This window comes from Devosia sediminis (assembly GCF_016411825.1).
GTDB lineage: Bacteria > Pseudomonadota > Alphaproteobacteria > Rhizobiales > Devosiaceae > Devosia > Devosia sediminis.
Genome location: NZ_JAEKMH010000004.1, coordinates 307,498 through 328,431 on the forward strand (window position 1 = coordinate 307,498; position 20,934 = coordinate 328,431).

Annotated in this window: 18 protein-coding genes; 9 read left to right on the forward strand and 9 right to left on the reverse strand. The window is 65.4% G+C overall.

All coding sequences use genetic code 11. The annotated features are described in order from the left end of the window. Positions 1-20 precede the first annotated feature (20 nt). Together JEQ47_RS17215 and JEQ47_RS17220 are read left to right on the forward strand one after the other, a co-directional pair. Positions 21-884, forward strand: a complete 864-nt coding sequence (locus JEQ47_RS17215) for a DMT family transporter (protein WP_198877654.1) — start codon at positions 21-23, stop codon at positions 882-884. A gap of 29 nt (positions 885-913) precedes the next feature. Further along, entirely contained in the window at positions 914-1,726 is an 813-nt protein-coding gene (locus JEQ47_RS17220; RefSeq protein WP_198877655.1) for a class I SAM-dependent methyltransferase, read from the forward strand. A gap of 4 nt (positions 1,727-1,730) precedes the next feature. On the opposite strand, the gene JEQ47_RS17225 is transcribed toward JEQ47_RS17220, so the two are convergent. Next, positions 1,731-2,129, reverse strand: a complete 399-nt coding sequence (locus tag JEQ47_RS17225; RefSeq protein WP_198877656.1) for an FAD-dependent oxidoreductase — start codon at positions 2,127-2,129, stop codon at positions 1,731-1,733. Here JEQ47_RS17225 and JEQ47_RS17230 point away from each other — a divergent pair. From JEQ47_RS17230 to JEQ47_RS17245, 4 genes are read left to right on the forward strand one after another with little or no spacing between them, the layout of a single operon-like run. After that, positions 2,119-2,997, forward strand: coding sequence for a carbohydrate ABC transporter permease (locus tag JEQ47_RS17230; RefSeq protein ID WP_328769455.1), 879 nt, complete (start codon positions 2,119-2,121; stop codon positions 2,995-2,997). The genes JEQ47_RS17225 and JEQ47_RS17230 overlap by 11 nt on opposite strands. After that, positions 2,984-3,823, forward strand: a complete 840-nt coding sequence (locus JEQ47_RS17235; RefSeq protein ID WP_328769457.1) for a carbohydrate ABC transporter permease — start codon at positions 2,984-2,986, stop codon at positions 3,821-3,823. Before JEQ47_RS17230 ends, JEQ47_RS17235 begins: the two co-directional genes overlap by 14 nt. Before the next feature lie 5 nt (positions 3,824-3,828). Then, the gene (locus tag JEQ47_RS17240; protein ID WP_198877659.1) at positions 3,829-4,722 is read left to right on the forward strand and encodes a DUF6772 family protein; all 894 of its coding nucleotides are present in this window, start codon (positions 3,829-3,831) and stop codon (positions 4,720-4,722) included. Then, a complete protein-coding gene (locus JEQ47_RS17245; protein ID WP_198877660.1) occupies positions 4,723-5,061 on the forward strand; it encodes a hypothetical protein in 339 nt (112 codons plus the stop codon). It begins immediately after the preceding gene. A gap of 95 nt (positions 5,062-5,156) precedes the next feature. Here the strand turns inward: JEQ47_RS17245 and JEQ47_RS17250 are convergent, their stop codons facing one another. The 5 genes from JEQ47_RS17250 to bcsN are packed head-to-tail and all read right to left on the reverse strand — an operon-like array spanning position 5,157 to position 13,628. Further along, a complete protein-coding gene (locus JEQ47_RS17250) occupies positions 5,157-7,265 on the reverse strand; it encodes a tetratricopeptide repeat protein (protein WP_198877661.1) in 2,109 nt (702 codons plus the stop codon). Then, entirely contained in the window at positions 7,262-8,317 is a 1,056-nt protein-coding gene (locus JEQ47_RS17255; protein WP_198877662.1) for a family 8 glycosyl hydrolase, read from the reverse strand. The genes JEQ47_RS17250 and JEQ47_RS17255 overlap by 4 nt, the downstream gene beginning before the upstream one ends. After that, complete coding sequence (locus tag JEQ47_RS17260) at positions 8,314-10,557, reverse strand: cellulose biosynthesis cyclic di-GMP-binding regulatory protein BcsB (RefSeq protein WP_198877663.1); 2,244 nt, start codon at positions 10,555-10,557, stop codon at positions 8,314-8,316. Before JEQ47_RS17260 ends, JEQ47_RS17255 begins: the two co-directional genes overlap by 4 nt. Continuing rightward, on the reverse strand, positions 10,550-12,718 hold the full coding sequence (gene bcsA, locus JEQ47_RS17265; RefSeq protein WP_198877868.1) for a UDP-forming cellulose synthase catalytic subunit: 2,169 nt from the start codon (positions 12,716-12,718) through the stop codon (positions 10,550-10,552). Before bcsA ends, JEQ47_RS17260 begins: the two co-directional genes overlap by 8 nt. A 16-nt stretch (positions 12,719-12,734) precedes the next feature. Further along, positions 12,735-13,628 carry a cellulose biosynthesis protein BcsN gene (gene bcsN, locus JEQ47_RS17270; RefSeq protein ID WP_198877664.1) on the reverse strand — a complete coding sequence of 298 codons (894 nt, stop codon included), beginning with the start codon at positions 13,626-13,628 and terminating at the stop codon, positions 12,735-12,737. A 484-nt stretch (positions 13,629-14,112) separates the two neighbouring features. Between bcsN and JEQ47_RS17275 the strand changes: the two genes are divergently transcribed. From JEQ47_RS17275 to JEQ47_RS17285, 3 genes are read left to right on the forward strand one after another with little or no spacing between them, the layout of a single operon-like run. Next, positions 14,113-16,128: a TadE/TadG family type IV pilus assembly protein gene (locus JEQ47_RS17275; RefSeq protein WP_198877665.1), complete on the forward strand. Its 2,016-nt coding sequence runs from the start codon at positions 14,113-14,115 to the stop codon at positions 16,126-16,128. After that, entirely contained in the window at positions 16,125-16,682 is a 558-nt protein-coding gene (locus JEQ47_RS17280) for a TadE/TadG family type IV pilus assembly protein (protein WP_198877666.1), read from the forward strand. The genes JEQ47_RS17275 and JEQ47_RS17280 overlap by 4 nt, the downstream gene beginning before the upstream one ends. Further along, positions 16,679-17,110, forward strand: a complete 432-nt coding sequence (locus JEQ47_RS17285; protein ID WP_198877667.1) for a TadE/TadG family type IV pilus assembly protein — start codon at positions 16,679-16,681, stop codon at positions 17,108-17,110. Before JEQ47_RS17280 ends, JEQ47_RS17285 begins: the two co-directional genes overlap by 4 nt. A 3-nt stretch (positions 17,111-17,113) precedes the next feature. Here the strand turns inward: JEQ47_RS17285 and JEQ47_RS17290 are convergent, their stop codons facing one another. The 3 genes from JEQ47_RS17290 to JEQ47_RS17300 all read right to left on the reverse strand — a co-directional run bounded on the left by JEQ47_RS17290 (position 17,114) and on the right by JEQ47_RS17300 (position 20,686). Beyond that, the gene (locus JEQ47_RS17290) at positions 17,114-17,278 is read right to left on the reverse strand and encodes a hypothetical protein (RefSeq protein ID WP_198877668.1); all 165 of its coding nucleotides are present in this window, start codon (positions 17,276-17,278) and stop codon (positions 17,114-17,116) included. A 71-nt stretch (positions 17,279-17,349) separates the two neighbouring features. Then, a complete protein-coding gene (locus tag JEQ47_RS17295) occupies positions 17,350-19,146 on the reverse strand; it encodes a glycosyltransferase family 2 protein (RefSeq protein WP_198877669.1) in 1,797 nt (598 codons plus the stop codon). Then, positions 19,118-20,686 carry a cellulose biosynthesis cyclic di-GMP-binding regulatory protein BcsB gene (locus JEQ47_RS17300; protein ID WP_198877670.1) on the reverse strand — a complete coding sequence of 523 codons (1,569 nt, stop codon included), beginning with the start codon at positions 20,684-20,686 and terminating at the stop codon, positions 19,118-19,120. Before JEQ47_RS17300 ends, JEQ47_RS17295 begins: the two co-directional genes overlap by 29 nt. Between the last annotated feature and the right edge of the window lie 248 nt (positions 20,687-20,934).

Sequence of the window (20,934 nt, forward strand, 5' to 3'; positions counted from 1 at the left end):
GGCGGAGCAGGAGGGGTGCCATGAAGCGATCGGCGAGCGGCTGGATCAATGGCTTGATCGGCGTCATCATCTTCAGCGGCTCCCTGCCGGCCACCCGCGTCGCCATCGAGGCGCTGAGCCCGCTGTTTCTCACCGCCGCCCGGGGCACCATCGCCGGCATTCTCGGCCTCGTGCTGCTGCTCGCCTTTCGGGAAAGGCGGCCTAGCCTGGGCGATCTGCCATCGCTGGCCATTGTGGCAATGGGCGTGGTGGTCGGCTATCCGCTGCTGACGGCCCTGGCGCTGCAGCATGTCTCGGCAGCGCATTCCATTGTCTTTGTCGGCCTGTTGCCGCTGTGCACGGCACTCTTCGGCGTGTTGCGGGCGGGCGAACGCCCGAAGCGGGCCTTCTGGATGTTTTCCGCGCTTGGCAGCGGCCTGGTGGTCGCCTTCGCTTTCTCGGGAGGGCTCGCCGCCTCGCCCATCGGCGACGGGCTGATGCTCGCCGCCATCCTGGTCTGCGGTCTGGCCTATGCCGAGGGCGCACGTCTCTCCCGCACGCTGGGTGGATGGCAGGTGATCTCCTGGGCGCTGGTCCTGTCGCTGCCCGTCATGATCCCCCTCAGCCTCCTTTTCTGGCCACAGAGTTTTGAGGCGGTCACCTGGCCGGTCTGGCTCAGCCTGGCCTATGTTTCCCTGTTCAGCATGCTGATCGGCTTCCTGTTCTGGTATCGTGGCCTCGCCGAGGGCGGCATTGCCGCGGTCGGCCAGTTGCAGTTGCTGCAGCCCTTTTTCGGCCTCGCATTGGCCGCCTGGCTCCTGCAGGAACAGGTGACGCCGCTGATGCTTGTCGTGACCGTGGCCGTTATTGCCTGCGTCGCGGGCGCAAGGCGGTTCGGGGCTTAGTTCACGCGTGATAGGGGGAGGGTGAGCCAATGAGACCTATCGAAACGCTCGACCGCAGCGCAGGGCGCAGCGCTTTTGGCGCGGATCCTGCCAATTATCATGCAGCTCGGCCGCGCTATCCGGAGGCGGCATGGACTGTCCTGCGTCAGCGCGCCAATCTGCGACACGGCGTCGACATTCTCGAGATTGGTCCAGGAACCGGAATCGCCACGAGCGAACTGCTTGTGCACCAGCCAAGGCGCGTGGTTGCCGTCGAACCCGACAGGAGATTGGCGGATTTCCTCAAACGGAATAGCGGCCAGGCTCCGCTTGAAGTGTTGGCGCAGCCGTTCGAACAGGTCGACCTGGCAGGTTCGACATTCGATCTCGCCATCAGCGCGACTGCGTTTCACTGGCTCGACGCTGTGCCCGCCCTTCTGAAAATCCGGGACCTGCTGCGATCCGATGGCGTGGTCGCGCTGATGTGGAATGTCTTTGGCTCTGAAACGCGCTCCGACCCCTTTCACGAGGCGACGCAGCACCTGTTCGCGGACAAGAAAGCCAGCATTTCGAGTGCAGGGGCCACGCGGCGCGAACACGCACTCGATAGTGCCGCCCGATTGAAGGATTTCGCGACGGCGGGCTTCCATGCCGACAAACCGTACTTCGTCGAATGGAGCCTTGCGCTTAGACCGGCGAAGCTGCGTCGCCTATACGCTACCTTCTCCAATGTGTCTGTTCTTCCCGAACCCGAGCGAGAACGCGTCCTGGCAGAACTGGAAGCGATAGCCGCGCGCCAATTTGGCGGCGAAGTCATCCGCAATATGACAACCGCCATTTATACCGCACGCCAGGATCGCTGATCGCTTACGGGCCGGGAAAGAGCTCGGCCTGTTTACGCACCGCCATGGGCATGACCAGGGGCAGGATCAGATCGCGTATCCTCCGGCTCAGCCAGCCCCTCGCGGCCTTCTGGGAGCCGCTGAGACGTCCCAGCACCACGGCCTTTCCGGCACGCGACTTCCGCCTGGCCTCGAACAGCTCAAAGGCGGCGTCGATCCCCTTCGCTTCGACAAGGCAATTGGCCAGCATCACCCCATCCTCGAGCGCCAGGGATGCGCCCTGCCCTGAATGCGGCGCCACGGCGTGGGCGGCGTCGCCGGCAAGCAGCACCCGCTGCTTGTGCCAGCTCTCCAGCGGGTCCATGTCGTGGATGGGATAGTCCTGGGTCACCTGCCTTATGAAGGAGTTCGCAGTGAAAGGCACACGTATCGCCATTGCGCCCTATGTTCTGATCGCCCCGGCGCAGCTACTCGTGATCGCGCTGATCTTCATTCCAGCGCTTTATGTGCTGTTCCTGTCGTTCCACACGTCGTCATTCGGCGCGCAGCCGATCTTCGTGGGTCTGCAGAACTACGCCGCCATCCTCAACGACGGCTATTTCTGGCGGGCGCTGACCAACACCGTCATCGTGATTCTCATCGTGGTGCATGCCGAAATCCTGATCGGCCTCGGCATGGCGCTGCTGCTGGCGAGCTGGAAATGGGGCCGGCCGGCGATCCTCGCCATCATCCTTGCGCCCTATGCCGTGACCGAAGCATCGGCGGTGGTGATCTGGCGGTTTCTGTTCGATCCGCAAATGGGTGTCGTCGGCCAGGCTTTGACCGCCATGGGCCTGCCCACCCTCGAATGGGCCGTCGAGCCCATGCATGGCCTGATCATGGTGTCGCTGCTCTCGGTGTGGTTGCACCTGCCCTTCACCTTCATCATCCTTTATGCCGCGCGCCTCGCTATCCCCACCGATCTCTACGAGGCCGGCGCCATCGACGGCGCGACGCCATGGCAGCAGTTCAGGCGGCTGACGCTGCCCCTGCTCTTGCCGGCCATGCTGATCGCCATGCTGTTCCGCTACATCTTCGCCTTCCGGCTGTTCTCGGAAGTCTGGCTGCTCACCGGTGGCGGCCCGGCCCGCACCACCGAGGTTTCGGCCGTCTACCTCTATCTTGAAGCATTCCGATACCACTCATTCGGAACGGCATCGGCGACCGGCTGGCTGCTTGTCCTGGCATCCTTCGGCCTCGCCTATGTCTACCTGCGCAGCATCTACAAGGAGATGTTCCGTGGCCAAGCGTAAGCCATTTCGCATCGCCTCCCTGTTCAAGCTCCTGGCCATGGTGGCCGTGTGCTTCTGGTCAGGCCTGCCGATCGCCCTGATTTTCATTTCGTCGCTGAAGTTGCCGCGAGACATCTTCGCCTCGCCGCCCTCGCTGTTCTTCACCCCCACGCTGGACAACTATGCCCGGCTCTGGGCGGAAGCGGGCAACATCTTCCAGGGCCTCCTCAACAGCCTCATCGTCACCATCGGCACCATGTCGTTGGCCGTGCTGGTGAGTCTTCTGGCGGCCTATGCCTATTCCCGGTATCGCAGCCGCTGGCTCTCGGTCAGCGCCTTCTTCCTGATTGCGATCCGGCTCATCCCGCCCATTGTCATCACCATTCCGCTGTTCCCGGCGGTCAACGCGCTCAGCCTTAACGACACGCATTTCATCCTGATTATTCTCTACACGGCCTTCTTCGTGTCGCTCGGCACCTTCGTCATGCGCACCTTCATCGATCAGATCCCGCGCGAACTCGACGAGGCGGCGATCATCGATGGCGCGACGCGCCTGCAGGTCATCACCAAGGTGATCCTGCCGCTGTCCGCCCAGGGCATCGTGGCGGTGGCCGTCTTCATCATCGTCTTCGCCTGGAACGAGTTCCTGTTCGCCTTCATCTTCACCAGTTCCTTCGCCAAGACCGCGCCCCTGGCGCTGGCCGAGCTCAACGACTCCTTCGACGGCGTGCAATGGGGCGTGGTCTTCTCGGCTGCCACCGTGCAGCTCGTGCCGATCCTGCTCTTCATCATTATCACCCAGAAATATCTCGTAGCCGGCCTGACTGCCGGCGCAACGAAAGGATGACCCCGATGGGTACCCCTGATCCGTCGGCATTTCGCCGCGCCATGCTCGATGCCGATCCCAGGCTCAGCCGCTTCGACCCCATGTCCCGCATCCTTTCGTTCGACGACTTTGATCGCGGCTTCTGTGGCTGGGGGCAGCTCGTGGGAAATTACGAGCACACGCTCGATGCCATGCTCCCGGGCTACGCCCAGCATAGCCAGCCCATGCTCTCGAGCATCGGGCACTGGGATGCCGGCAGCCATGGCGGCGTCGACGGCACCTATGCGCTCAAGATCGCGACCCGGCCGGAAAAGGGTGCCCAGAACTGCGCCATCAAGCGTCTGACCTTCCGCAAATCGGGACCGATTCGCATCGAGGCCTATGTTGCGGCCAAGCCGGAGGCCAACGAGCTGCTGTTATCCATGACCGATGTCCGCTCCTTCGGCATCTTCCTGGACCTCCAGAGCATGGAGTCCGCCGGCGCATCGGCCGAGCGGGTCATGCCGCACCTGCGCTATCTCAATGCCGAGAATGGCCAATTGCGCCAGACCTGGCAGACCAAGCGGCACGAAACAGCCTTCGTCCCGATTGGGGATACCGGCGACACGGTCAGCCACTATCACCTGTCTCCCGAAGGCTGGGAGGATCTGGCCGATGGCCAGGATCGCCTCTGCTACAACGAGCTGCCGACCAAACTCAACTGGACCTATCTGCGGCTCGATTTCGATCTCGAGCGCATGGTGCCGCTGCATTTCCAGTGCAATGAAAAGGTGTTCAGCCCGGACGCCGTGGGCAGCATCCGCATGCCGGCGATGAAGAACCTCTGGGGAATGCTCAACTTCGGTTTCCTGGTCGAGACCGACAGCGACAAGCGCGCATTTCTGTACGTCGATTCCGTTTGTATTTCCGCAGAGTTCTGAATGATGAGAGAGAGCGCACACATCGTCGTCGACCGAAATGTCACCTGGCAGGGCGAGGCCGCGAGCGAGCCTTACGAGGTGGGTTGGGGCAAGGAGGCCATCCTGTTCCTGCAGGTTCTCGCCCCGGCCCCGCATGCAGAACCAGCCAAGGTCCGCGTGCAGATTTCGCCCGACGGCATTCACTGGTGCGACGAGGGCACGACGCTGGATCTGCCGTCATCGCCTGGTGACGTCTCCCACGCGCGGGTCGCCCATTTCGGTGGCTGGCTCCGGCTTGCCACGTCGATGAAGGACGGCCATTCGGCCCGCGTCCTCGTCAGCCTGCATCTCAAGGCATAGACCGGGCGATAAGCCTCCTCCACCGCCAACCACGGCCACCCACCGCGCCTCCGGCAAACGTGGGTGGTCAATTCCTTTGGTGAATGGGGTTGGCGTTACTGCATGAGCCGCGAGCGCGCCGCGGCGAGTCCGGAGACCGCGTCGCCGTAACCGGTGGCAGCGACAGCCGCAAAGATCCGCTCGGCCTCGGCATAGCGGCGCAGGTGATAATAGCTCCAGGCCCGCAAGGTCAGCAGGTCATTGCGTTCCGGCGCCATCTGGCTGCGCTGGTCCAAGGCGTCGAGCGCCCGCGTATAATCGCCGATCGCATAGGCGGCCGTGGCCTTCTGGCTGAGGATGGCGACCTGCAATTCGATGGCGCGGCTGTCGCTTTGCGGCCCGGCCGCCGCGGCAACGGCGGCATTGTCAGTGAGGCCCATGCGCAGATAGGCCAGGGATTGCCCATAGGCGGCATCGCCACGGGTGCTCGATGAAGTCGAGTGCAGGGCGCGGGCGAAGTGACCCACCGCCTCGCCGGGTCGGTTGAGATTCATCAGGCACCACCCATGGCTGAGGGCGGCACCGGGAGACAGGGCCTGGGGCGGCACGAACTGCTGGCATGACACTGCCCCAGACGAGGTCTGGGGCAGTGGAGCGGCTTGGCTGCTGGGCGCCGGCCGGACGGCCTTCTCCTGCGCCACATGGGCCGGTCGGGGTTGCGGTAAGGGCGGCGCCGTCGTGTCGATATCCACCGAAGAAGTCTTGCCGAAGTCGGCAATCCGCTGCGATCGCGCCTTCCACTGCGTCTGGATCGTCGTCACCGTGACCGTATCGCCCAGGGAATCGGCGGCAACCAGGAGGCCATAGGCGGCCGGCTCGAGATCGGCCTGCCAGCGCAGGGCCGTGGTGAACCATTCCACGGCGGTCTTGGCCTGGCTGAAGGCATAGGCATACCAGCCCAGCTCCTGCGCCACATTGGCATCCCGGGCAGCAACGGTGGCATCGACGATGCGGCCGAGCACGTCACTGTCGAGGTCCCGCCGGGGCTCGGTCGAGAGCAGCGCCGCGGCTGCATCGAGATAGAGCGCCGACAGGGTCTCGCTGTCCTCGTTGAATTCGGAGAGCACATCCTCGGCTGGCCCATAGTCGCGCAGCTCGATCAGCGCGACGCCCAGCCCTTCGGCCGAGGCGGCGGACGGATCGGCTTCGTAGGCCTGCTCGAAAAGCCTCCGCGCTTCGTTGGCCCGGCCGCGGTCGAGCTGGTAATAACCCAGGAGGCGCAGGTCTTCCGCGACGTCTTCCGCCTCGGCATGGGCCTGCAGCAATTCCACATCCGCGGCCAGGGCCGGCGCGCCGCCCTCATCGAGCGAGGCGGCGATATCGCGCCGGGCGAGGTCCAGCCGCACGGCGGCGAATTCACCGACTCCATCGGTCTGCTGCTCGAGTACAAAGAGCGGCTCGATGGCCTCGCGATCGAGCAGTTCGGCCGCCTTCTGCACGGTCGCGAGGCGCTCGCCGGCATCGGTGCAATTGACCAGCACATAACTATAGGCGTCGACCGCACGCTCAGTGGCGTCGGTTTGGGCGAAGGCCTCTGCGAGACGCCACATCGTATCCACGTTGGCGCAGGTCAGGAGCGCGGGATTGTTGGCGGCGATGGAGATCACCCTGTCCCATTCCTGGGCGTCGGACGCGGTGCGCAATCCTATCGTCGCCTCGCCCGCGGCCAGGCTATCGAGCAGATCCTGCGACGGCACGAAACTCGGGTCTGCCGCTTCTTTGGCGGCAATGGCGGCGCGTGCGCCGGCAAGATCGCCGCTGTTGAACAGCTCCCAGATGGTGATGATGTCCTGGTCGGGCACATATTCCTGGTTCAGCGGATCCGCCGGCGGCTGCCAGCCGGGATAGAGCGATTGCAGGCGCTCGATTTCGCGCTGCAGGCGCACCTGGTCGCCCTGCTGGGCGAAATAGCGCAGGGCCGTTTCGTCCACCACCGGCGGCGCCGGCGCCGCGGGGGCTTCCGTCACGACCGGCGCCTGGGCGATTTCGGTGATCACATCCATGTCCGCCGGGTCGGCCTGCGCCACCAGCACTGCGGCAGGCGCCTCTGGCGCCGCCTGCGGGCCTTCGGGCCAAAGCTGGCGATGCGACGCCTGCTCGGCCATGACCGTATAGGACACGGTGCCGATAAGCGCGATCAGGACGAGCGGCAGCAGAACCCTCAAGTGGCGCCCCCCGCATCGAGGCACGCGGTGTGCTCGCGCCGCAGATAGTCGAGCATCAGCAATTGCAGTGTCGCGGCGTAGTAGCTCGTGGGCTCCATTCGCTGCAGCTCGGCAGGGATGGGCGTACCGGCGCTGACGCATTCCATCGCGGCGGTGATCAACTGATATCCAGGCTCGGCGATGGGATCGAGCTGCACATTCTCGACCACGTCGACAGTGGCAAGGCCCCTTTCGGCGAATTGCCGTCGGAAGGGTTCGAGATAGGCCGGATCCTGCCCGGCCCGCATGAGATAGAGCGGAATGCGGATGCCGTTATAGCCGAACTCGGCGGGAACATTGGGCGAGGGGCGGATGCCGCCGTCGACCAGTTGCGCCCAGTCGCTCGGTATGCCCGCCTCGGTTTCCGCCGCCCGGCTGAGAAGCTCCAGCCCGGTCTCGCTCACGGCCATCCAGTCGATCACCGGATCGACGCGCGTAAAGAGCGGGAAGGATTCGAAAATCCAGTAGGATGGGTTGAGCACCGGCACATTGTCGGCTTCTTCTTCGAGAAAGCCGAATTCGCCCGGCAGGATTGCCGGCATGCCATCTGCCTCGACCAGCATGGTCCGCCCCACGGTGCGGATCATCTCCGTGCCGGCAGAAATCAGGGCCGGGTCCTGCCACTGCTCGCCGGCGCGGATCATGGCATAGGCAATCAGCATGTCGCCGTCGGTGGCATTGTTGCTGTCGGTGACGTGTGGCGACGCCTGAGGCTCCCAGCGCCAGGCCGCCAGCCCGTCCTCGCGGATGCGCAATTCGCTGTTGGTGAACTCAAGAATGAGGTCGAACGCGGCGCGGTCTTCGGCGAGCACCGCCAGCAAGAGTCCGTAGCCCTGGCTCTCGCTGTGGCTGATGTCGCCATTTGCCTTGTCGATGACCCGGCCCTCGGGTCCGATGAAATTGTCGCGATAGCTCTGCCATTCCTCGGATGTGATCACGGGCGCCCCCAGGGCCGACAGCGTGGTGGACGCGAGAAAGCCGAGGACGGCCAGAATGCGGGGCGCGGCGGTCATTCGCGCCTCCCGACATGGCTGAGCAGAACGGATGTCGAAAACATGAGCAGAATGGCCACCACGATGATTGCGGCTGTGAAATAAACGGCGTTGCCGGAAAACCAGTTCGCCGCCACCAGCCTGACATTGTCGAAGGAAAATGGCTGGGTCGAGACGATGACCGGGTTGTCGGTTGCTACGGTGATGACCTCCGCATCCCCCGGGGCCATGGTGCTGACCCGGCCCGCCATCTGTCGCCAGCGCTCGGTCTGCATCATCGCCCGTGTGCCATCCAGCATGTCGCCGCCGTTCTGGGCGGTCAGCACCGTCCAGAGGCCCCCTTCGGGCTGCATCACTTGGGACAGAACGGCCGCGCGGGCCGGCAGGGGGAAAGGTGCATCATGGGCCGGCGCCACGCGCAGGTCCGACAGTTCCATGCCCACGCGCTGCGCCAGCCATTCGGCGGGCGCCGTCCATGGCGCATTGCCCGGCCTTCCCTCGCTGAACTGTTCAAGGGCTTCCCGATTGGAGGCATCGGCTGAGCGGGCCTGCGGCAGGACAAGGCCGGTTTGCCCCGCGAACTGCCCCGAAACGGCATCGAACGGCATGATCAACAGCGCGTCTTGTTCCGGTGACAGTTCGGCCTGGTCGATCACGCTGACCGGCAGGATGCGACCCGAAGCCGTTGCCACGCGGCTGAGGAACAACATGGCGCTGAGCAGCGACTCTTCGTCCGCGCCAACCGCCAGCGGCGCGGCGGGGGCATCGGCATAGGGCCAGCCACTGCCGGTCAGCACGCGCAGATCCGGCAAGGCTGCGGCCCGCGCATATTGGGGCAGGCGCAACTGGGTCGAATCGGAAAACACGAAGCGCACCGGCGCCCGTCCCGTCCATCCGGCACTGCAGACGCCGTCGCTTTCAGTGACGAGGCTGACGCTGATATCGACGACGTTCCGCCCGGGGCGAAGGTTGGTCATCGGGATGCGGATCACCGTGTCGCGCAGCATGCCGCCATCGGTGCGCAGCAGCGGCGTGGCCGAGGCGATCTGCCCATTGGTGAAGATGTCGATCTCGCTGCCCGGCTGTACGTCTGCGGAAAACGCCGCATCGAGCACCAGGTCGAGCGTGCCGTAGCGATAGGCGTAGAAGTCTGCGGGCAGCTCGAATTGCGATGTGGCGGTGAACCGCCGCCCGTTGAATTCCACCGTGTCGACGCCCAGATCGCCCAGCTCCACCGATTGTCCGCCGAGCATCAGCGGATAGGGCAGCGCCAGGTCGGTCCGCGGACGCTCGGCTGTCGCCGGCGCGGCTGAGAGAAGGGCGTCACCGGCGCGACCGATACTCTCCCAGTTCGGACCGGACAGCACCAGGGTGTTGGCCCCCGACGCCATGGGCATCATCACTGCGGTCGGTGTGGTCGCGGCCTGCGGCGCCAGCGGCGAGAATTCTCCCTCGAGGCCCGAAACGGGCGTGACCACCAGGTCCAGTGTGCCTGCCTGCGCTTCTGCCGAAAGCGTATCGACCAGTTCGATGTTGATGGCTGGAGCGCGCAGGGCGATGGCGACCTGCTGGACGGCGCGCAGCAGCGTGCTCCGTGCCGCCGGATCGGCAAAACCGTTACGCTTGATCCTGAGCGTGGTCGTGCCGTTCTCGCCCGTGCCGACGGCACCAAGATCGGCCAGGGTCCGAACCGCGCCGAGACCCTCCCCGGCAAAGCTGAGCCAGGCGCCGGAAAGCTCGGTCCACAATTCATAGGTCGACTGGATGGAGCAATCCGTGCGGTGGCGCTGGGACGCTCTGAAATCCACGACATTGGCGCCGCTGCGCAGCACCCCGGGCGGCACGGCCACGACCAGTTCGGCCGGACCCGCCGAGGAGGCAATGGGCGTCATCGTCAGGTTCGTGCCGTTGACGCGCACGTCGAGCTGGGAGAATTCCGGCGCCACGACCAGGGCGTTCACATAGGCAAAGTGGAGGCTGGCCTCTGCGGCGGCCTGGGCCTCGGTCAGATAGACCACGACGGCCTGCCGGCTCTGCTCGCCCTCCAGCCGGACCTCGCCACCCGGAAACAGGTAGCGCCGGAAAGCAGCGGGAACGGCGACGGACGGCGCTTCCGGCGCCGCTGACGGCTGCGGCACCTGCGGCGCCGGCACGGGAACGACCAGGTCGCTTTCGGGCGACATGTCGAAGGGCAATGGCTGCGCCATGGCCGGGAGCGCGAGGCCGATCAGCAATGCGCCGGCAAGGACAACCCTATTCATGCGACGACGTCCTGCCTGACCCGAACCGCATCAGATAGCCCAGGCCCCGTCCTGTCTGGTAGACCGCCAGGGCAAGGAAGCGCGCCGTGCCGCGGATGAGCCCGATATTGACCTGGCGCGACCGCTGCCGCTGCTGCCAGTTGGCGGAATTGGCATAGAGCAGGTCGGCGATCAGCCGGTAGTCCTGCCCGCGCTTGGGCATGTAGCGTGCGCCCAGCACGGTGCCCTTGCCCTCTGGCGTCGTCGAGCGGACAAACACCGAAAGCTCGGTGGTCTCGGTCTGCGACAGCGGCGTGAACCGGACCAGGGTGGGCGCACCGCGTCCGAGACCGGCGGCATTGGGGACGCGGATCGCAAGACCGCCGCTCGAAACGTCGATGATCGTGCCGCGAACCCATTCGCCCTGAGCATCCTGGATTTCGCAGCGACGCTCCACCGCGACGCGGCGGCTGCTGCGCTGCTCGCGGCGCTCGGACACCACGCCCAGCGCACAGCCGGCAAGGATCAGGTTGAAGACGTTCCAGCCGCCCACCACCAGCGTCACCTCGGCCTGATAGGGCTCGGTCGTGAACTTGTAGAAGGTCATGGCCAGGGCCGCGATCAGCAGGAGGAAAATGAGATAGAAGGGCCGTGACAGCTCCGAGAGCCGCGATACGTCCACATTCTCGTCCTTGGCCGTCACTTTGAAGGTCGGCTTGGTCGGATTGCGCAGCACCGACAGCAGGGCGCCGAGCAGGTGGACGGACTGGATATATTCGTAGAGTTCGGAAATCCACGGCCATCGCCAGCGCCCGAACAGCGAGTTCTGCATCACCAGGTTCACGATGAAATAGGTGAGCGTATAGGCGGTGAATTCGCCGGCCGACGCGGTGAAGATCTGCAGGTCGAAGAACAGGTAGCAGAACGGGGCGAAGAGGAAGATCATGCGCGGCAGCGGGAACAGCCAGAACATGGTGCTCGAGAGGTAGGCCAGGCGCTGCACCAGCTTGAGCCCGGGTTTGAACAGCGGAAAGCTGAACAGCATGATCTGCATCATGCCCTGCGCCCAGCGGGTGCGCTGGCCGATAAAGCTGGCAAAGGTCGCCGGCTGCAGGCCGGCCACCAGCGGCTTGTCGACATAGATCGAGTTCCAGCCCTTGCTGTGCAGCTCGATCGCCGTTTCGCAGTCCTCGGTGATGCTGCGCCCCGCAAAACCATTGGTGACGGCCAGCGCTTCGCGCCGCAACAGGGCCGCCGAACCGCAGAAGAAAGCCGCGTTCCAGCGGTCGAGGCCGCGCTGGATGATCCCGTAGAACATCTCGTTTTCCGACGGCATCACTTCAAAGGTGCGCAGGTTGCGCTCCAGCGGATCGGGATTGAGGAAGAAGTGCGGCGTCTGCACCAGGAAGAGCCGCTGGTCCCGCGCGAAATAGGGCACCGTCTCCTGCAGAAAGTCCCGGGCCGGCGCGTGATCGGCGTCGAACACGGCCACGTATTCGCCGCTGGAATGCGCAAGGCCATTGTTGAGGTTGCCGGCCTTGGCATGCTCGTTGAGGGCACGCGTCAGGTAGCGGCATCCCAGCTCATCGCAGAGCTGCTGGAGCTGCTGGTAGCGCTCCTGCGCCGTGGCGGCGGCATCGGCGTCGGCGCTGTTGCGCTTGGCCTCGGTACCACCATCGTCGAGCAGCCATACCGTCATGCGGTCGGCCGGATAGTCGATGGCCTTGGCCGCCGCCAGCGTTCCGGCCAGGAGGTCATAGTCCTCGTTATAGGTGGGAATGAAGATGTCGACCGTGGGGACCGGGTCATCCTTGCCGAGGCGGATGGAGGGCCGCGGCGGCAGCGGTCGCAGCACCACGAACAGGCTGAGGAACAGCATGCAGATACAATACATCTCGGCCAGATAAAGGATGAGGCCGGGAACGAAGTCGGCGAGTTCATGCACCGGTGGCAGCGTGCTGGTGGTGCGCCAGAAGGCGTAGCGCAGGACGATGATCGTGCCGAAGGTCAGCAGCAGGAGGCGCCAGTTGCCATCGAGGTGCAGCAGCTTGATGACAAGCATGGCCAGGAGCAGCAGCGCAGCCATGACCAGGTGAACCTGCAGGCTCACCGGCACGGTAATGAGGATGAGGGTCAGGCCCGCACAGATGAGCCAGAGCAGAACCGTAAACGCCTTGCCGATCGCCGCCTCCTGTTTCTCAGTTTCCGCCCGAGGGCGGCGACGGCACCGTCACGTCCGACCCGGATGGGGGTGTGGACGTGGACGGGGGGCGCGGAACGGCGGTTCCGGACGACGCACCGGTTGATCCGCCAGGCGGGGGCACGATGGGCGCGCCGGGTGGCGGCACCACGGTCGATGCGGTCGGTGTAGCCGGGGTGACGGCCGCAGACCGGACGGCTGCGGGCCGCGCCGGTGCGGCGGGAGCGGGAGGGATGACTTCCACAAAGCCGGCCTGCCCCACGGGTCGTACCGGCGCCATGCGGGCGCCGATGATGGCGGGTGCGCCCGCCGGCGGGAAAACCGCGATATTGAGGCGAAGCTGGTACATGATTTCCAGCAGCCGCGCTTCGCTGGTATCGCGCCGGCACAGTTGCAGGCGAATGCTGATGGCGCCCCTGTCCACTGCGCCAGACGGCTTCAGCGTCGGCTCGATTCTCTGCCAGGCATAGATGCACGTGTCACCATTGGCCGGCTTGGCGATGGCATAGCCGAAGGGGCCGTAATTGTTCTGGACGAAATAGGGCGAGACCGACATGCCCGAGCCAGGCCAGGCGGCCAGCGCCGCTTCCGTGAGGTTGACCTCGGTAAAGGGCACGTCGCGCAGCCGGGAATCGCTGCCGTCGCCGCCCTTCCCGATGAACTGGGTCACCGAAATCTTGTTTTCGCCGGTCGAGCGGGCATTGGTCTCGAGGTAGATGTCCTGGTGCCGGGCATTGCTGTAGATGATCGAAACCACCGAAACGATGCCCGGTCCGCCCGGCGGCGGCATGATCAGCGCATCGGCGGGGCTCGTGACCCGCGCCTCCTGGGGCGGCAATTCGGCCGTGCTGGAACAGGCCGCAAGACCTGCGGCCATACCGAGCGCTGCCATCGCGCTGGCCACTCTCAGGAATTTCAAAGGGGTTGAAATGGAAAGCATATTCAACAGGTCCCGCATTACAGATGCTGCTGGCGTCGGGCTTCTGCCTGTCTGGTTCGCATCCCACCCTGGTGCGAACTGCCTTAATTGAAGGTTAATTTTTCCTTTTGATTAAATGCTGACATTGGACCGACCCGCTGGACACGGGGTGTCGCGGTCGGCAAGTCCGCCGGTCGCTTCATCCGGACTTTCTCCGCGCGGCCTTCTCCGCGCCTCCTGCCAAGCAATAACCGCAAACCCTTGCGATACGGGCTTTGCAGAAGACACAATTTGAGAAAACTCTTAGCCAGAGCTCGCACGAGCGAATGCTTTGGGCTTGATCACCAAGCCGTGATTAAACGGCAAATTCTCGTGTGGTCACCGAAGCTTAGTAAATTCCATCTAGGAAGATTAGTGTCATCACTCAGTCTGTTTCCTAGCTCGGTGTAAGTCTATCTTGTTGGTGCCCCTGATCCGCGCCTGCAGCCGGGCGCTGGTCCAAAGACCCGAGCCTGGTCGGCCTTCTTCCCTGCCAGCACGGTTCGCACGCTCCGAGGACGGCAATTTCGCCATTCTGGCTGGGCTCCTGCTTCCCGTCATTCTCGGCAGCGCGGCGCTGGCCGTCGAATATGGACATGGCCTCGTCATTCGCGGCCAGAACCAGCGCACCGCCGACATTGCCGCCTTTGCCGGCGCCATCAGCTACACCGCCACCAAGTCCGAAGCCGACATGACATCGGCCGCCATTCGCGCCGCTGAACTCAATGGCATAGACGCCGACCGCGTCGAGGTGGCCCTCGTGCCCTCCCCGCATGGCGAGGGCGAGACCGTGCAGGTCGATATCCGCGTCCAGCAGACCATCGTCCTGGGCACGCTGGTGGGCGCGCTGCCGCAACTGACCATCGCCACCCGCTCCTTTGCGGCCATCGGCTCGGGCGGCCCGCCGGCCTGCGTCGTGGCGCTGGACCGGTCGCTGAGCGGCATCATCCTCTCGGGTGGTACCAGCCTTTCGGCGCCCAAATGCTCGGTGGATTCCAACTCCACCATCGCGGTGCCCTGCGGCACCTCGATTACCGCCAATATCGTGCGCTATGACGGCGCCGCGCCCAATGTCGGCTGCAACGGCATTCGCGGCCCCGATGGCGGGCCGGGCCAGGTGGCCAAGCTCCCCACCGCCGACCCGCTGGCCGGCAATGCCACCATTGCCGGCGTCACCGGACGGCTGGCCGCCGTCGACGCCATGCTGGCTCCATCAGCGCCTTCCGTACCCAACGGCCCCAATATCACCTTCGGCTATACCGCCACCTCCGCCATTTCAGCGCTCGTCGCCCAGGCCGGCTGTTCGGTCAGCCAGCCCTCCGACTGGTCCGGCAACTGGACAGTCACCTGCCCCGCCAACGTCGCCGAGCACAGTTTTGGCAATGTCACAGTCTCGGGTGGCGTGCGCCTCGCCTTCAATGCCGGCGGCAATGGTGCCAAGCGCTACAATTTCGGCTCGCTGCGGGTCGAGGGCCAGTCCAGTTTCCCCGACGGCAACTATGCCGTGGCCCGCGGCATCTATGTCGCCAGCAATACCGTCAGTTTCGGCCGCGGCACCTATCGGGTCGGCGCCAATACGTCCGGCTGCGCCCATTCGATCTGCTCGCTGAGCGGAGGCACCCTGACCTTCGGCGGGCCGAGCAGCTTTTCGCTGGCCGCCGGCATCCGCACCGGCGGGGGCGCTCGGATGACCCTGGGTGCCGGCGAGACCAATGTCTTCGACCTCGGCGCCGCCAGCACCGGGGATTCCATCACCATTGAGGGCGGCGCCACCACAATCTTCGCCAATGCCGTTCCCAGCGGGGCCAGCAACGAACCGGCCACCTTCCGCACCCATGGCCATGTCTATGCGGCGGGCGGGGGAAGCTGCTTCATCGTCAGCGTCGCGCCTCAACACGACATCAATGGCAGTTTCGTCGCCTCGGGTGCCGTGGTGCTGGGCGCCGGCGTCTACACGGTGGACGGCGTCTTCTGGCTGGGCAGCGCCGGAGGCGGCGGCGCGCAATGCGGCGGCAGCACGGTCTCGGTCAAGGCAGAGGACGTCACCATCGTCCTCTCGGGCAGGATGCCGGGCTATGCCGCCGGCGGCTGCGCCAATACCAGCTTCTGCGTCTCGGCCGGCTACAGCAATGTGGTGCTGCGCGCCCCCAAGACCGGTGCCAATGCGGGCCTGGCCGTGGTCGGCCCGGTCAATGGCAATACGGCCGGCGCCAGCCTCGTGCAGGGTGCCAGCAATGCCCGGATTTCCGGGGCCTTCTATTTCCCCACCGGTCCTATCGTCATGGGCGGCGGCTCGGGCCTGGCCGGAGGCGGCGGCGATTGTCTCCAGGTCATCGGTTCGCGCGTCGAGCTCTCGGGCGGCGCCTCGGCCGCATCGGACTGCCTCACCGGGGCGGGCGGCTCGGGCGAGCGCCGCGTGGTGCTGGTGCAATGATGCGGCGCTTTCTCGCCCGTTTCACCCGCAGGGAAGATGGCGTGTCGGCCATCGAGTTTGCACTCTTTGCGCCGATCTTCCTCTTGATCCTCGCCGCCGCGACCGATTTCGGCGCATTGATCCATACCCGCAGCCAGTTGGAAGCAGCACTGTCCAACGCCACCAGTTTCGCCATGGCCAGCGGCCAGCAGATGACCGTCGACAACGCCGCCAGCCTCGCCCTCAATTCGGCAAAGGTCCTCATTGGCCAGGCGGGTACCGATGCCGGCGCCAGCATCGTCGTCAACAATGGCCCCAGTGCCACCTATACCGAAAAGCTCTATGGCCAGTCTGGCCAAGCGGCGCCGGCCGCGCAGTGCTATTGCCCCAGCCGCGACGGCGCGGCGGTCCGTTGGGGCAGCCCCGTCAGCTGCAGCACGCCCTGCTCCAATGGCGGATTTGCCGGCAAGTTCGTCGCCCTCTCCGTCACGGTGGGATACCGGCCGCTCTTTGTCGATTATGGCCTCACCGAAAATGGCGTCATTTCCCTTTCCGCCCTGGCGAGGCTGCAATGAAGGTGACGTTGCGCCGCTTCCTCCGCGCCACGGACGGCACTTCGGCCATCGAATTTGCCCTGCTCGTCTTGCCCTTCCTCCTTATGGTTGTCGGCACCATCGAGGTCAGCCGCGCCTGGTGGACGCGGCAGGCGATCCAGGACGTGGCCAGCGCCACGGCGCGGTGCATCGGCGTCGGACAGTTGCAATGCACGCTGGACGGCGCCTATTCGCCGGAGCGGGCCCTCGATTTTGCCACGGGCCTGGCGCTGGGGCGCGGCGTGGCGCTGACCGAAGGCGAGACCACGCTTGAACGCAACGTCACCTGTCAGGACATGACCGGGGCGGTGCGGGTGACGGTACAGTCACGCTTCCAGTCTGTGCTGCCGATGGAATGGCTTTACGACTTCCGCGCCGATGCCTGTTTCGTCGACTGGTCGGCGGTCTGAGCGTCAGCGGCTGGTGGTCACGCGGGAAAAGTAAACGTCCTGCGGCGCTTCGTAGCTCGCCATGATGGCCGAATCCGGCGCGATCCGGGCCTTGCCGGCCAAAAGCGCATGAACTGCGAAAGGCGGCATCACCAGAACAAAGAAAAACGCCCAGATCGGGTAGCGCATGGCCCTAGAACTCCATGCATCTACCCTAGTTCCCCGGCCCTTAGGGGCCGATTGGCAGAATTCCTAAAGTTTTAGCGGTTGCGGCGCGGCGCAAAGGCGATGCTGAGCACCGATTCCAGCGTCAGGTAACTGCGCAGCACCCGGAACAGCACATATTCGGGCAGGCCGAGCAGCGCCCTGGGCCGGCCGTTGACCAGCACGGCAAAGGCCCCCATCAACGCCGGCGCCCCGACCAGCACCGCCAATACCGCCTGGAGGGTCAGCGGCGCCGCGCCGGAAGGCCCGATGACGTAATAGAGCAGGCTGAACAGGAACAGCGGCACAGTCATCGCCCGGCGCGCCGAATTGAGCAGCATGAAGGGCAGAATGGCCTTGCCGCGCAGTGACGGGCGCCAGTCGTCGAGATAGGTCCGGTTGCGCGCGCTGACATGATAGACCGAGCGGAACCAGCGCAGCCGCTGCTCGCGCAGGTGGTGGAAGCTGGCCGGCACTTCGGACACGTAGTGGACTTGCGGATCGCCGATGACGCGATAGCCCATTTCCCCGATGCGCAGCGATACATCGGTATCCTCGCCATTCATGCCCTGGACGAAGCCGCCGGCGGCCCGCACCGCATCGGTGCGGTAGGCGGCGAACATGCCCGGCACCCCGACAATGGCGTCAATGGCGCCATAGGCGATCTGATAGTAGCCGTGCTTGAGCAGCACTTCGATGAGCCGCGCCCGGTCGAACGGCCCGTCTCCGGGGGGTATGGGCACGCCGCCGACAATACCCGTCTGCGGATCGGCGAAGTGCCGCATGGCCCGCGCCAGCGTATGCGGCAGGATCTGCGTATCCGCGTCGATCCGGATCATGTAATCGGTGTCAACTTCCTCGACGCCACGGTTGAGCGCCACCGCCTTGCCGGGCGTCGGCACATTCACCACGCGCCCCTGGATGAGGCTCAGACGCGCCAGCACCGCCCGGGCGATCTCGGCCGTGTCGTCGGTGGAATTGTTGTTGAGCACCAGAACCTTGACACGACCATCATAGTCGCGCGCCGCCGCATCCACGGCGGTCAGCGTGCGACGGATGACATGGGCCTCGTTATGGGCCGGAATGATGATGGATACCGGTGGCGCGAAGGCGCGGCGCGGCCGCAGCACGGCCGTCAGCGTGCCCCAGACGTAGAGGATCAGGAACAGCACCGGCAGGAACAGAAAGACGCCCGGCCCGGTGCCGCCAAGGAGGGCCACCTGGCGGAGATCGCCGACCAGGGGCAGGCCCAGCCGGTCGACCATCACCGACACGGCGATGGCGCCAGCCACGGCGAGCCCCAGCCGCGTCCAGGCGAAGCGCCGGCGATGCACCGGCCTCGGCACCGTCACCCGCCCGGGCATGCTGCCATGGTCCAGAAGCTTGAGCGAGAAAACGAAAAAGCCGATCAGCCCGGAAAGGATTTCCACCACATGCAGCGAATAAACGAGGCCGATGGCATGGAAAGCCAGGATGTTGATGAGGTCGAACAAGCCGCAGATCAGCACATAGCTGGCGATCAGCTCGACCAGGAACCGCGTGCGGTCGCGCTTGCGCGTCCCCACCACCGCGGCAAAGGCGATGTAGAAGGAGAGGATGAAAATGCGCAGCGGAATAGAATGACTGCCGCTATAGGGCGAGAACACCAGGTCGCCCTGCGGAAAGGCCGCCGCCAGCACCGGATGGGCGTCCACCGCAAGGAGCATGAGCCCCGCCACCAGCACGAATATGACCAGCACCGCGGGCGCCGACCACGGCGACAGCGGGCGGGTGAGTTTTGCGGGGGCACTGTCGACCGAGACATAGTGCCGGTCGAGCAGACCGTCAGGAGCCGGTGACGAGAAGGATGACATCGCCACGGTCCAGTTGCTCGAGCGCCGCGCCCAGCGCCGCATCGGGCACCGGAAGGGCGGTGAGGCCAGCCCCGACGCGCGCCCGCACCGGCAGCACGGCAGTGATATCCGCATCGGGATTTTCGGCCAGCCGTCGGGCGAGCCCTTCGCGCGTGGTCACGATGATCGTCACCTCGGCAGGTCCGGCGCTCGGGACCATGTCGGGCGGCACCAGCTTGCCGAGCAGCGCACTGGCCTCGGCAGCCTGCTGCGGATCGAGCACGGCATCGGCCTCGAGCGCAATGCTCGCCACCCCGGAAAGACGTTCGATCAGCGCCGGCCAGCCGGTTTCGGCGCGCGTCATATCGAGCAGCGCACTTTCGGGCAGGAGCTGCGCCTGCACCTGCTCGGCCTGGCCGCAGGAGCCCTGGCGCGGCGTCGTATCGACCAGCTCCACCCCCAGCCGATTGGGCGGGGCCAGCCGCTCGGCAGGCAAGGCGACGTTGAGGTCGATCAACGTCGTGCTGCCTGGCAGGCGCTCGGAATGAATGAGATTGCCGTTGAGCGACACGCGCACGGCCCATTCACCACCGGCCGCCAGCGGCGCGGTGGTGAGCGCGATGCGTGCCGCCTCGGGCATCCTGCCACCAGGAAGGTCGGCCGACGAAAAATCCACGAGCCACTGGCGCGCACCGCGGAAGGACTTGATCGCAAGGTCGCTTTCGAGCTGGTCGAAGCTGACCGGCCACTGCGTGGCGCGCGGCCGCGCCGGCGCCTCGGCGCGCAAGGCGACAACACCATCGGGGTCAGCCACCAGCGCGGTTTCACCCGGCCGCGCCGCGCCCATATGCACCGAAAGGCCGGCACGATCGAGATACTGGTTGGCCCAGATGGCCATGGCCATGTCATCGGCACTGGCGCCCGGCAGGATGGCCAGCGCGTCGGAGGCGCGCGGCAGCGGCGTGGATGCCGGATCGATCGGGGTATCGGAGACCAGTTCGAGACGGCTTTCGGGCAGCACCGTCACGGCGCTGCCGGCATTGATGCCATCGGTGGGGCAAACCTGCCCGCCCCCGGTATTGCCGCGTCCGGCCAGGTGCAGCACCAGGGTGTCGCCTTCGAAATCTTCCGGCGTCAGCACCACGCGCAGTTCATGCCGGGCCTGACCGCCTTCGAGCACGACCTGGCCGCGCGCCGTGCCGTTGACCGACACGGTCAGCAGCCCATCGCCGGACTGGGTCAACTGGCTCTCGAGAACCAGATGCAGCGTCCCAGCGGTGACGTTCACCTCGCGGCGCAGGGGAAAAACGATCTCGGTCTGGTCGGGAAAACCGGCAAGGCCGGCCCAGCTGGCCGCATTTGGCCGTGCCACGACGATTATATTCTCCGCCGGAGGCACCGGGGCGACGGACTGGGTCGCGGGCGCGATACTGCTGGCCAATCCGGCAGACATGGACTGCAGCGTCGAGACCAGGTCATCGCCACGCGAATAGACCATGGCGAGGCCCACGACGGCAAAGCTCATCGCCGCCACGGCGATCAAACGAAACAGATCGCGCATGGACGCTACTCTGCCGCCACTTGGAAGCGGGAAGATGTCGCCGATGGGATGGCCGGAACCCTCGAGCAGGGGGCCGCCGCCTTTGAACAGGCGGAGCGGCTGATAAAGGCCGAAACGGCGGCAGAAGGGCGCACAGACTTACCTATGAAGACAGCAGTTGACCTATAGGGCAACTTTCCGTCCCATCAGTATGGTTAAGTGTGTCTATATTCCGGCCCGGAAGCTATTGCCATTCATGCGTTCGCACT